The sequence below is a fragment of the Wenyingzhuangia fucanilytica genome, from assembly GCF_001697185.1.
GTDB classification, from domain to species: Bacteria; Bacteroidota; Bacteroidia; order Flavobacteriales; family Flavobacteriaceae; genus Wenyingzhuangia; species Wenyingzhuangia fucanilytica.
In genome coordinates, this window is sequence record NZ_CP014224.1 from 1,511,373 (window position 1) to 1,524,168 (window position 12,796).

The window sequence follows — 12,796 nt, forward strand, 5'->3', positions numbered from 1 at the left end:
TAATTCTTTAGTCTGCCATTCCTAAATATAATTTAGGCGCCTCGTTGTTGGTTTGATATTGCTGAACAGCCTCTTTAGATACCTTTGTTTTCCATAAATAGACATGTTTTAAGTTTTTGAATTTTGGAAAATCGGCAAGGCTTTGTTCGGTGACCAATGTACCATATAAATTTAGAGCCTCTAAAGGAGCTATGTTTTCTAATTCGTGAATTCCAGCATCTGTAATATTGTTTTGATTCAGCTCTAATTTTCTTAGGTTTTTAAATTTCCCAATAAATTTTAAGTGTTCATCTTCTACCGAATTATCAACAAGAGATAATGATAATACATGGTCTTTGATTTCTTGTAAATTAGTGAGTAATCTATTTAATTCTGTAACGTTTTTAGCTGTTTTTCCAGGCAATACAACATCATATATACTTTTGTTGTAAATCAATTCTCTAATGGTAAATCCAGCTTGTGCTAATTTGTTAATCAACAAACTATCTACAGGTTTTAGTTCAGGAATTTTGGAAGATTCATCTGCTTGTCCGTCTTTTCCAAAGCCTAAGAAATTAGCCGCCAATAGCATTAGCTCTTTGTTATTTTCTGCAGTGATTAATTTGATATTAAAATCAGCTTTAGCAGTCGTAATCCAATAAGAAATGATTTGAATTTCTTCTTTAGTTAACGGCGTTTTTCCTTTTGGAGGCATGAATTTTTTATCGTGATCATTTAAGTTTACACGATGAATAAGTTCTGATTTAGACAAATCACCTGCAACAATGGCCAAACCGTTTTTTCCTCCTTTTAAGATCGCTTCAGGAGTTTCTAAAGACAAACCTCCTTTTTTCTTAGAGGAGTTATGACAACTTATACATTTTTCTTCTAAAATAGGATGTATCAGGTGATTGTATATTTCTACTTCACCCATAGTTTTAGGCGGAAGTACTTCGATAGGTTTTTCTGCAAAAGGAGCGTATTTGGTTAAATAATCAGACCCATGTGTTAAATTACCTCCATAATGACCTGTAATACTTACCAAAAGAACCAAAAGAGTTAAAGCAGATATATTGGCTTTAAATTGATTTAATTTTAAGAAAGGCAGTTTGTCTATTCTAATCAACCAAGCAATAAAGGTAATGACAGTTGTTGCTATCCCAAACCAAAAATGTCCATCTAATTGATCTCCTTCGTATTCTCCACTAAGAGAAAGCATATAGCCAAGTACACAGGCACCTGTAGCAGAGAGAGCTCCTAAAAACAAAGCATATGGGATGGCTGTTTTTAATTCTTCTACTTTGTTCCATTTACTGATGATTTCTAAGAGAAAAGCAAATAAAATCAACCCAATAGGGATGTGTACAATTAAAGGGTGGAAGCGTCCTAAGAACAGGACAAAATCTGGTACTTGATTCATAGTTATCGAGTTAGTTGTTTTTTGATGTTATATTCTTTCTAATTTTAAAGGAGGGGTTTTGTTGGCCCTCCATTGACAAACGTATAAGTTTTTGTCATTGTCCACACAAACATCATGACCATGAGAAATAGGTCGTTCTGGTAATTGAAAAGATTTTTGTAGTTCTCCACCCACATAAATAGGTGCTGTTGCTCCAGGATTAGAGACAACTTTGTCTCCTTCTAAAATGGTGACAAAGCCTGTAGGTTGTGTCCAATCTGTACGTCCTACCTTAGGTTGCGACCAACAAACGCCAGCATATAAATTGTTGTCATCAAAAACGGGTCTACATACTTGCATATTGGGTAAGTATAAGGTTTTAATGTAGGTTCCATCTAAGGTAAACCACTTAAAACTTGCTTGGTTTCTAGAGGTAACGACCACCATTGGATTGCCTTTTTCTCGATAATCGATGGCTACACCATGTGCACTTTTTATTTGATAATTAGGGTCAGGATTGTCACTTCCTCCCCAGTGTCTAATGTATTTTCCGTTGTAATCGTATTGAATAATTCTACTCATTCCATATCCATCCGCTACATAAATATCCCCGTTGGGACCAATAGCAGTTTCTGTAGGACAGAAAGATTCACCAGGTTTGTATACTCCAATTGTTTGTGGATGACCAATATCAAATAAAACTCTACCGTCCATAGTAGTTTTGGTAATTCGTCCGTTGTGTTTGGTCCATTTTCCTATTTTGTTTAAAAACCAACCGGATTCTGCCAAAAACAAAAAATCTTCTCCACCTTCGTTAGAAATGGTCAATCCATGACCTCCGGGATAGGCATTTCCCCATGAGTCTAATACCTTTCCAGATTTGTCAAAAATAATGATATTATTAGCTGGATGATCTCCAATCATTACCAAACGTCCTTTACTGTCCATTTGCATTTCATGGCAGTTTAGTAAAGGGGTTTCTATGGAACTCATTTGTGCCCAATCTCTAATGAGTTTGTATTGATAATCTCCATGCCCTAAAATGATATCATTTTTGGTAGATTTTTTTATAAAATGAAAACCAAAAGAAGGGATGGTTGCTAGGCCAACACCTGCTAAAGCAGATTTTTTCATAAAGTTTCTTCTTGTATCACTCATGTGTTAGTTTTTTAAGTCAATAAATCTTTAACCACATTTCCATGTACATCAGTCAATCTGTATCTTCTTCCTTGGTGTTTAAAGGTGAGTTTTTCATGATCAACACCAAATAAGTGGAGTAGTGTTGCATGAAAATCGTGAACGTGTACAGGGTCTTTGGTAACGTTGTAACTAAAGTCATCTGTTTCTCCAAAGGTAAATCCAGGTTTAACACCAGCACCTGCCATCCACATCGTAAATGCTTTTGGATGGTGGTCTCTACCATAGTTAGTACTTGTAAGTTGACCTTGAGAATAGACGGTTCTACCAAATTCACCTCCCCAAATCACTAGGGTGTCTTCAAACATTCCACGTTGTTTTAAATCTTTAATCAATGCAGCAGTTGCTTGATCTGTTTTTTTAGATTGACTTTTTACTCCACTTGGACAATAGTTGTGCTGATCCCATCCTTGATGATACAATTGCACAAATTTGACTCCTTTTTCTAATAGTTTTCTAGCCATCAAACAATTGGCAGCATAAGTTCCAGGGTCTTTACTGTCTTTTCCATACATTTCAAAAATATGTTCTGGCTCATCGCTAATATCGGTGACCTCTGGCACAGATGTTTGCATTTTAAAAGCCATTTCGTATTGAGACATTCTAGCTTGAATTTCTGGATCTCCATAAGCATCACCTTGCAAGTCGTTTAGATGACTTAAATAATCTAACATATGTCTTCTATCATGACCATCATAATTTTCAGGATCTGTTAAATACAATACTGGATCTTTTCCTGATCTAAATTGTACTCCTTGATGTTCTGTAGGTAAAAAACCATTTCCCCATAAACTAGATTTTAAAGGTTGTCCTTTTCCATTTTTAGAAACTAGCGTAATAAAAGTAGGAAGGTTTTCATTGTCTGAACCCAATCCATAACTTAACCAAGAACCAATAGAGGGTCTACCCGGTAATTGATTTCCTGTTTGCATAAAAGTAATGGCAGGAGTATGGTTTATTTGGTCGGTTTGCATTCCTTTGATAAAACATAAATCATCAACAACTTCTGATAAGTAGGGCATGATTTCACTTACCCAAGCTCTAGATTCTCCATATTGTTTAAATTTAAAAGCTGAAGGAGCAATAGGCAAGGTGCTTTGGCTACCACTCATTCCTGTCAATTTGGTGGCTCCAATAACAGACTCTGGCAATTCTTTTCCAAACATGTCTGTAAGTTTAGGTTTGTAATCAAACAAGTCCATTTGCGAAGGCCCTCCACTTTGAAATAAGTATACCACTCGTTTTGCTTTAGGCAGATGATGTGGCAATCCCAATCTATTTTTATTATAAGCTTGTAATAATTGTTCTGTTGCTTTTTCTTGTTTTACAGCGCTCCATAGTTTTTCTGTTCCTAATAAACTTCCTAAAGCCAAGGCTCCTAAACCAAGAGAAGTTTGTTTTAGGAAATGTCTTCTGTCCAATTGCTTTTCAATTCCTTGTAAGTCTCTATTGTTAGATCTCAGTTTTTTATGTTCGTGATTGTTACACATAATTTTATCTTATATAAGAGGTTTGCAATTTATCTTTTAGTAATGGTTGCATCAGAATTCATAATAGTACTCGCTACAACGGCATTGGCGGCAATCAGTGCTTTATCATCTGATGGGTTGATTTTATAGCTTCCGGTAGTTAACCATCCTAAGGTCTTTTTAGGGTTTTTCTGGAATTTTTGATATTCTGATTGTTGTAATTCTGTGAGTAATTCAAGTTCTTTGGTTGTTACTGTTCTCCCTGTTAACTTTCTGAATATTTGTTGAATTCCTGCTTTGGCATTTTTTGCTTCTGCAATTTGTTTTCCTAAAACTCTAGATGCTTCAATATAAGTAGGGTCATTTAATACCACTAAGGCTTGTAAAGGTGTGTTTGTTTTTTGTCTACGTGTGGTACACAAATCTCTGGTAGGCGCATCAAAAGTAGCAATGGTTGGGTTGGGTACAGTACGTTTCCAAATGGTATACATACTTCTTCTATACAAACCATCAAACCCATCTTGTTCATAATGATCTCCATTTACTCTCCACAATCCTTTTGGTTGGTAGGGTTTTACACTTTCTCCTCCAATTTTATCATTCATCAATCCAGAAGCAAACAAAGCATTGTCTCTTAACATTTCTCCTGTTAATCTATTGGCAGGTCCTCGGGCTAGTAATCTGTTTTCATTGTCTATTTCTAATAGTTTTTGACTAATAGCTGAACTTTGTTGGTAGGTATTAGACATCATTATTGTTTTATGAAGTTTTTTAACATCCCATCCAGATTCTATAAACTCTAAGGCTAACCAATCTAATAATTTAGGGTGTGTAGGCATTTCTCCTTGATTTCCAAAATCATCTGATGTTACGACCAATCCTTGTCCAAAAATATTTTGCCAATATCTATTTACAGTTACTCTAGCGGTTAGCGGATTGTTTGGATCCATGATCCATTTTGCCAAACCAACTCTGTTTTTAGGGATTTGTTTGTCTATAGGAAATATTTCGTTGGGTACGTTTGGAAATACGGAATCTGTAGGAGAATCGTAGTTACCTCTATCTAAAATATAGGTTTGTCTAGGGGTTTTTCTTTCCTTCATCACCATGATTTGTTTCACCTTATTGATGCTATCAACAAAAACACTTCTTTCTTTTTCTAGTTGTTGAATGCTGTTTTTGTAAACCGGTGAATTGGTTGCTAGATAATAATCCGTTAATAGTTGTTTTTCTTGATGGTTTAACGAGGCGTAATTTTTAGACTCTAAGGTTTGTATTTTTTTAGGGTTGGCTATTTGCATTACTTCAATAGCACTCAGTTTTTTGTTAAAAACAAGTAAATTATCTACCGTAGCTCCTCCAATACCTTTTCCTCTCCATACTGCGCCAACACGTAAGCCAGGTTCTACTTTTGGACTGTCCTCACCATACAATCTTAAACCATGGAAAATGATGTCTTTATAAAGATTGTCAAAAGAAGTTGTCGTTTCTAATTTTTCCCCATCAAGGTAGATATGAAGTCCTTTTGCTTTACTAGAGCCATCATAAGTCATGGTTAATTGGACCCATTTTTCTTTAGGAATTTCTTTTTTAGACTCAATAACGATGGCATTATCAGGGTATACATGTGCTAACAAGGCTTCTATTTTATTGTTTTTTATTTTTAGGTGATAGCCTCTAAAACCATGTAGTTCTGGACTATTCATTTTGTGAAAAATAACTCCTGTTTCAAGATCTTTTGGAACAAAAATATCTATCCCAATACTAAAAGACTGACTTCTCTGAAAGATTCCAATTTTATCTAAATCTAACCAGGTGTCCCCATTAAAAGTCAACCCTTTTCCTTGTTTTCCTTGTTTGTATACAGCGGGTTCGTTTTCTACAAATTGTTGACGCATTTGGATGTGATTTTTTCCATTACCACCTATTTTGTTAGTTAGTTTTTTGGTATCAAAATCAAATTCAGCTATTAATCCAGAAGGTTTTTTATGACTAGGGATTTTTTGAAAGTTGTTTTGTGCAAGCCATTTAGTTGCTTTTTTGCTTTCTTCTTTTTTGATATTCTCTACTTTGTTTTCTGAGGTTGTTACAATTCCTCTTAAATAAGCCAATACGTCTTTTTGTTGTTGTGTAGGTAATAACATAGCAGGAACAGGAGTTGCCAAATCCCAAGGAATTAGACCGGTTTCATCTATATTGTTAAAGAAAGCATACATTTCATAGTAGTTTTTCTGAGAGATAGGATCGTATTTGTGATCGTGACACTTGGCACAAGCATAGGATAGTCCTAATAATCCTTGACTTACGGTTGCTGTTCTATCTGCTACATACTCAGACCTAAATTCTTCATCTATAATTCCACCTTCTAAGTTTTGTGGATGTAATCTGTTAAATGCCGTAGCTAATTTTTGTTCTTTTGTGGCATTAGGCAGCATATCTCCAGCAATTTGCCAAGTAACAAATTGGTCATAAGGCATGTTTTCGTTAAAAGATTTAATAACCCAATCTCTCCATGGAGAGGTGTCTCTATATTTGTCATTACTATATCCATGGGTGTCTGCATAACGAGCTAAATCCATCCAGTCCAAGGTTCTTTGTTCTCCGTAGTGAGGTGATGCTAACAAACGATCAATTTGTTTTTCATAAGCATTAGGAGAGTTATCTTTTAAAAACACATCTAATTCCTTTAAAGTAGGAGGTAAGCCTATTAAATCTAAAGAGGCACGTCTTAACAATATTTCTTTGTCTGCTTTTTTAGAAGGACTGATGTTTCTTTCTTCCAATTTGGCAATTACAAAATTATCAATAGGATTGGCAACCAAGTTTTTTTCTTTTACATTGGGTACTTCATATTTTTCGGGTTTTATAAAAGCCCAATGTTTTTTATATGTAGCACCCTCTTCAATCCATTTAATTAAAATAGCCTTTTCCTTTGCTGTTAATAATAAATGTGATTCTGGGGTTGGCATGATTACATTAGGATCTTCACTAATTATTCTATGAAAAACTTCAGAAGACTTTAAGTCTTTAGGTACTATAGCATATTTTCCTGGTGATTCAGAAAGCTCTGCATATGCAGCTTCTGCAGAATGTAATTGCACACCTCCTTTGATGTTTTTTGCATCAGGTCCATGACATAAAAAACACTTGTCTGATAAAATAGGTTTTACATGTTGGTTAAAATCTAATTTAGTAGGCAAGGCTTTATAAGCAGTTTCCACATCGGTAGACAGACTAGGTTTGCACGAGGTTAATACTAAAATAATGATCGCAGTAAAAATGTATTTCATGGTTTTTTGTTTCGTAGTTTCACAAAATTAGCGCGACATGTAGGTAGATTTTATATATTTGGCAGACTAATTATTGCACAAATCCGACATGTTCAGTTGATGTCGTGTTAAAAACTTATTAAAAAGTGTATAAAAGCATAGAAAATTTATCAATATCGTTATTAAACGTAGGATATGTTAATTTAAATGAGGCTTGGGATTTTGAAAATGTTATCAGTCCATTTTTTAGATTGTATTACATTACAGATGGAGATGCTTATGTTTACCATCATCAAAAACGATATGATTTAAAGCCAGGATATATGTATTTGATTCCGAGTTTTACTTACAGTCATTACAAATGTTCGGGGTCAATGAGTCAATATTATATTAGTGCACTTGAAGTTTCGACTACTGGAGTTTCTGTTTTTTCTGTACTTAATTTTTTATATGAAATAGAAGGAGATGAGTTTAGTTTGATGTGCTTTAAAAGAATTTTGGAATTAAACCCGAATAGGACCATTGTAAAAGATGACCCTAAAGTATATGACAATCCTACAGGGTTGGATTTTTTTAGAAATGAAAATAAAAAATTATCGGAAAGTACTTATTTAGAAACGAGAGACTTGTTGTTGGCTTTGTTGTCAAAGTTTATATCTTCAGCTAAAGAAGTTGATTTTACAGATAAAACCTCAAAAATTGGAAGAATCGCTAATTATATAGAAATTAACTTAGCTACAGAAATTACTGTAAAAGATTTGGCAGATGTTTGTCATTTAAATGTAGACTATTTTTCTAGGTTATTTAAACAGACTTATCATATTAGACCTAACGAGTATATTCAAAAGAAAAGAGTAGAAAGAGCACAGTTGTTGTTGATAGCAAGTTCAGATTCTTTGAAAGAAATTGCTGACAAAGTAGGTTTTACAAGCGTGACATATTTTTCTAGAGTGTTTAAAAAACATACAAAAAAAAGTCCATTGCAATATAGAAAAGAGCAATGGACTTTTAAAAAAGAGTAGGTGTTAAAAACCTATTCTAAATTTCCTAAATAACGTTCTGCATCTAAAGCAGCCATACATCCTGTACCAGCAGCGGTAACAGCTTGTCTGTATTCATGATCTTGAACATCACCAGCAGCAAAAACTCCAGGTTTGTTTGTTTTAGTAGATTTTCCTTTGGTTACTAAATAACCAGTTTCATCCATTTCTAATTGTCCTTTAAAGATATCTGTATTTGGAGTGTGACCAATAGCAATAAACACACCTGTAACAGCAATTTCATGCTTGTCATTAGTTTGGTTGTTTACCACACGAACACCTTCAACAACATTATCTCCTAAAACTTCATCCAATTCAGTATTGTATAAAACTTCAATGTTTTCAGTTTTTTCAACTCTGTGAATCATCGCTTTAGAAGCTCTCATATAATCCTTACGAACCAACATAGTAACTTTGTTACAAATATTAGCTAAGTAAGTAGCTTCTTCGGCAGCAGTATCTCCAGCTCCAACAACAATTACATCTTGTTTACGGTAAAAGAACCCATCACAAGTAGCACAAGCAGAAACTCCACCACCTTTTAAACGTTCTTCACTTTCTAAACCTAAATATTTAGCAGTAGCACCGGTAGTAATAATTACTGTTTCAGCTTCTATTTGTTTGTCTCCATCAATAGTAACCTTGTGTATACCACCAACTTCACTACTAAAATCTACAGCAGTAGCTAATCCAAAACGAACTTCTGTTCCAAAACGCTCAGCCTGATTTTTTAAGTCTTCCATCATAGCAGTACCATCAGTACCGTTAGGATATCCAGGAAAGTTGTCAACCTCTGTAGTAGTGGTTAATTGTCCTCCCATTTGCATTCCAGTATACATAACTGGTTTTAAATCTGCTCTAGAAGCATATATGGCAGCAGTGTAACCTGCAGGACCTGATCCGATAATCAAGCATTTAATTCTTTCAATAGTATCTGACATTTTCTATTTTATTTTAGAATTTATGAGTCGCTAAAATAAATCTTTTTTACACTTTTAAGTGTTAATGTTTATAACTTTTAACAATCTAACCATCAATTTTTGTGATGTAAATTTGTTGGGCTTTTTTTGTATAAATAACCTAGGTTTTTATAGTGATAATTGAAGAGTTTATTCGTTTTCTATATCCATAAATAATGCTATTTTTACAATTGCGTTAAATTAAGGTTAACCCAATGTATATTTCCACAAGTTATTCAACTACTCTATGTTAGATACTACTAAAAAATATGATTTGATTATTGTAATTCCCTCTTACAACGAGTCTAAATCATTGAAAGAAAAAAAGTTTATTTCTTTTTTAAACAATAAAAGTAATGTGGCAATTTGCTTTGTAAATGATGGGTCTACAGACAATACTTTAGAGATATTAAAATCTTTTGAAAGTAAATTAGAAGATCAAATAGTTGTTTTTGATTGTGTTGAAAACCAAGGAAAAGCAGGAGCAACTATGATGGGAATGAACTATTGTGCAGAACATTTTAATTTTGATAAAATTGCTTATTTAGATGCTGACTTGGCTACTCCATTAAGGGAATGTTATAGAATTAGTAGAAAGTTAAATGGAAAGCTAACTTTTGTTTTTGGGTCTAGAATAAAAAAATTAGGGTCTAGAATAGAACGTAGTTCTTTTAGATTTTTTACAGGACGTATTATTGCCACCTTTATTTCTAACATATTAAGATTAGGGGTTTATGATACACAGTGTGGAATAAAAGTTTTTACCAAAGATTTAAGCATTGTTGTTTTTAACAAACCTTTTTTGTCTAAATGGTTATTTGATGTAGAAATTTTCTTTAGAATTATTCAGTTCTACAGTAGGGAAGTAGCCATTGTAAAAATGAAAGAAATTCCTTTAAGAAAATGGGTAGACAAAGGAGATTCTAAGGTTAAAATGAGTTACTTCTTTAAGTTATGGCTAGATTTGCTAAAAATTAACCAAGCTTATAAAAAACTATAAAATTCATGTTGGCAAATATTAAAAAGTACGCTTTAGAAATTACAGTGTTTTTTCTTGGAGCCCTTCGTTTATTGGTAAGTGCATGGCTTCCTTTGTTAGATAAAACAGAAGCTAGATATGCCGAAATTGCTCGTATTATGTATGATACAGGAAATTGGGTAACTCCTCAAATAGATTACGGAGTTCCTTTTTGGGCAAAACCACCAATGTCTACGTGGATTTCTGCTTTTAGTTACCAAATTTTTGGGGTGAATGAGTTTGCTGCTCGTTTACCTTCTTTTTTATTACAAGTTTTCTTAATTGTTTTTGTTGCTAAAGCTTTAGATTTTACCAAAAAACAAACGTATTGGTTTGCATTGGTGTTGTTTACCATTCCAGAATATTACATTCATTGCGGAGTAGTGTCTACAGATTCTTCTTTGTTAGTAGGGATTACTTTAATTATGGTTGGTTTTTGGAATTCATTGAAAGAAAATTACAATCAAAGAGCGTGGAAGTTTGTTACTTGGGTAGGTGTTGCTATTGGTATGTTGGCTAAAGGGCCTATTGTTTTGGTTTTAACTGTTCCGCCAATTTTTGTGTGGTCTTGTTTGTATAAAGGACAATTAGTAGCGTTTTTTAAAAAAGCTTTTTGGTTGCCAGGAATGATGATTGCTTTTGTAATTTCATTTACATGGTATTATTGGGCAGAAGTTAGAACTCCTGGTTTTATTGATTACTTTTTTGTTGGAGAACATTACAAACGTTTTTTTGAATCTGGATGGAAAGGAGATAAATACGGCTTTGCCAAGCAACAACCTATGGGAATGATTTGGGTATTTTTATTACTTTTTTCTCTTCCTTGGATTCAGTTTGTTATTGCCAAAGGAATTAAAAAGAAAAACGAATTGATAAAAGACAAATGGGGAACTTATTTGTGGTTTTGGATGTTATGGACTCCTTTATTTTTTACCATTTCTAAAAGTTTAATTCATACTTATACCTTACCAAGTATGATTCCTTTAGGATTGTTGGTAATGCATTATTTTGAGAATTATCAAAAACAAAAGGCTTGGTTTATAGGAGCTATGGTTGTACCTGTATTAGTATTTATTGGTTTTATAGGGATGAATACTTTTTATACAGACACCAATTGGCAAAATACAGACAAGCATTTATTAAAAGAAATGACCCACAAAGAAGTAACAGATTGTTATGCGTGGGAGTTTAAATCTTATTCTTCGCAGTTTTATACTTCTGGAAAAATAAAAGTCATTGATACGGCAGAAGAATTAGGAGATTTAATGAAACAAGAAGATCCTTTTTATATTTTATCAAGGAATTCACATTATAAAAACATGCCAGATGTTTTTAAAGAACAATTAACATTGGTTGGGACTAATAAAAAATCTCAATTATTTATATACAATCCTTAAAACAAAAAGAGCTGTTATATTTAATAACAGCTCTTTTTTTTGATGTATTAATTGGGTGCTTATTTTTTGATGTACTTGTGAGAACCATCGCAATTGGGCATTCTTTTAGATAGACCACAAACACAATCGTTTATACCTTTACCATTAAGAATTCGTTCTTCGTATTTTTCAATTCTAGAAATACGTGTTTTAGATTGTTTTGCTCCTGAAAAAAATAAGTTATAAGCTCTTTTTCGTCCAGGGGTTAAAGCATTAAAAGCAGTATTTAATTTGCTGTTTTCTTTTAACTTTTCTTGTAGTTCTTCTACCAATTCAAAATCTGTACTTTTTTTTAGGTCTACTTTTAATCCTGCTTTTTCAATTTCAATAGCTTCATAAATATAAGATTTTATGATAGGAGTAAGTTTTTGAATCTCTTGAGGGTTGGTAAACTTAAGATATTTTACAGATTGTGAATTTTCTCCAGGAGAAATCAAAAGGTTTTCAGTGTCCTTTAGCAAAACTCCTTTTAAAAAGCTAATAGCACAGTAATCTTTAAAATTGGCTAGTAATATCACATTTTTATTGTTAAAGGTATAGCAAGGAACTCGCCATTTAAACTCTTCGGTAAGCATACAATCTATAAGAATGGCTCTTAATATTTCCAATTCTTCTTGCCATTTTTTTAGCTTGTTTAAATACTCATCAACCTTGGGATTCATCATTCTTACTTTTTGATAGGAAGCTCTAATTTACCATATCTCCTGTAGATAATCAATACTCTAATTTGGACAAAATATTATTTTTTTGATTCCTTTAAATCATAGATAATTAAAGTACCTTTGATTAAGTATTATTTATCAGTTGATATTAATTATTCTTTCGCATTTCTTTAGCGAATTTATGATGCTTGTTTCTTTAGCATTTATTACGATCAATAAAACCATAGGAGTCAGCTTAATGATTGATGACTATAATGATGATCTAATTTTAATTTTACGATTTACTTTGCTCATTACTCTGCAAATCGCAACCATTTAAAAAACACATCACGCTACTAAATATTAAAAGTTGTTTAGTCTTTTAATAA

The 12,796-nt window shown here is 33.0% G+C and carries 9 protein-coding genes; 3 read left to right on the plus strand and 6 right to left on the minus strand.

What is annotated here, in order from left to right; genetic code table 11:
* Nucleotides 1–7: 7 nt before the first annotated feature.
* From AXE80_RS06205 to AXE80_RS06220, 4 genes are read right to left on the minus strand one after another with little or no spacing between them, the layout of a single operon-like run.
* Nucleotides 8–1,399 carry a c-type cytochrome domain-containing protein gene (locus AXE80_RS06205; RefSeq protein ID WP_068825459.1) on the minus strand — a complete coding sequence of 464 codons (1,392 nt, stop codon included), beginning with the start codon at nt 1,397–1,399 and terminating at the stop codon, nt 8–10.
* 27 nt (nt 1,400–1,426) lie between these two features.
* Complete coding sequence (locus AXE80_RS06210) at nt 1,427–2,536, minus strand: twin-arginine translocation signal domain-containing protein (RefSeq protein WP_157359355.1); 1,110 nt, start codon at nt 2,534–2,536, stop codon at nt 1,427–1,429.
* Between the two features lie 11 nt (nt 2,537–2,547).
* The gene (locus AXE80_RS06215; protein WP_068825461.1) at nt 2,548–4,065 is read right to left on the minus strand and encodes a DUF1501 domain-containing protein; all 1,518 of its coding nucleotides are present in this window, start codon (nt 4,063–4,065) and stop codon (nt 2,548–2,550) included.
* A 29-nt stretch (nt 4,066–4,094) separates the two neighbouring features.
* On the minus strand, nt 4,095–7,334 hold the full coding sequence (locus AXE80_RS06220; RefSeq protein WP_068825463.1) for a DUF1553 domain-containing protein: 3,240 nt from the start codon (nt 7,332–7,334) through the stop codon (nt 4,095–4,097).
* A 125-nt stretch (nt 7,335–7,459) separates the two neighbouring features.
* On the opposite strand from AXE80_RS06220, the gene AXE80_RS06225 reads away from it, so the two are divergent.
* On the plus strand, nt 7,460–8,335 hold the full coding sequence (locus AXE80_RS06225; RefSeq protein ID WP_068825465.1) for a helix-turn-helix domain-containing protein: 876 nt from the start codon (nt 7,460–7,462) through the stop codon (nt 8,333–8,335).
* Between the two features lie 11 nt (nt 8,336–8,346).
* Here AXE80_RS06225 and trxB read toward each other — a convergent pair whose 3' ends face one another.
* Nucleotides 8,347–9,294 (minus strand): thioredoxin-disulfide reductase, encoded by a 948-nt coding sequence (gene trxB, locus AXE80_RS06230; protein WP_068825467.1) that lies wholly within the window; start codon nt 9,292–9,294, stop codon nt 8,347–8,349.
* Between the two features lie 265 nt (nt 9,295–9,559).
* Between trxB and AXE80_RS06235 the strand changes: the two genes are divergently transcribed.
* Nucleotides 9,560–10,312, plus strand: a complete 753-nt coding sequence (locus AXE80_RS06235; protein ID WP_068825469.1) for a glycosyltransferase — start codon at nt 9,560–9,562, stop codon at nt 10,310–10,312.
* A 5-nt stretch (nt 10,313–10,317) separates the two neighbouring features.
* Nucleotides 10,318–11,727, plus strand: coding sequence for an ArnT family glycosyltransferase (locus AXE80_RS06240; RefSeq protein WP_068825471.1), 1,410 nt, complete (start codon nt 10,318–10,320; stop codon nt 11,725–11,727).
* Between the two features lie 59 nt (nt 11,728–11,786).
* Here AXE80_RS06240 and AXE80_RS06245 read toward each other — a convergent pair whose 3' ends face one another.
* A complete protein-coding gene (locus AXE80_RS06245) occupies nt 11,787–12,428 on the minus strand; it encodes a DUF1801 domain-containing protein (protein WP_068825473.1) in 642 nt (213 codons plus the stop codon).
* Nucleotides 12,429–12,796: the final 368 nt, after the last annotated feature.

Excerpts from the sequence above, each read along its gene's own strand:
- AXE80_RS06205 (WP_068825459.1), bottom strand. The coding sequence starts at position 1,399 with ATGAATCAAGTACCAGATTTTGTCCTGTTCTTAGGACGCTTCCACCCT.
- AXE80_RS06210 (WP_157359355.1), bottom strand. The coding sequence starts at position 2,536 with ATGAGTGATACAAGAAGAAACTTTATGAAAAAATCTGCTTTAGCAGGT.
- AXE80_RS06215 (WP_068825461.1), bottom strand. The coding sequence starts at position 4,065 with ATGTGTAACAATCACGAACATAAAAAACTGAGATCTAACAATAGAGAC.
- AXE80_RS06220 (WP_068825463.1), bottom strand. The coding sequence starts at position 7,334 with ATGAAATACATTTTTACTGCGATCATTATTTTAGTATTAACCTCGTGC.
- trxB (WP_068825467.1), bottom strand. The coding sequence starts at position 9,294 with ATGTCAGATACTATTGAAAGAATTAAATGCTTGATTATCGGATCAGGT.
- AXE80_RS06235 (WP_068825469.1), top strand. The coding sequence starts at position 9,560 with ATGTTAGATACTACTAAAAAATATGATTTGATTATTGTAATTCCCTCT.
- AXE80_RS06240 (WP_068825471.1), top strand. The coding sequence starts at position 10,318 with ATGTTGGCAAATATTAAAAAGTACGCTTTAGAAATTACAGTGTTTTTT.
- AXE80_RS06245 (WP_068825473.1), bottom strand. The coding sequence starts at position 12,428 with ATGAATCCCAAGGTTGATGAGTATTTAAACAAGCTAAAAAAATGGCAA.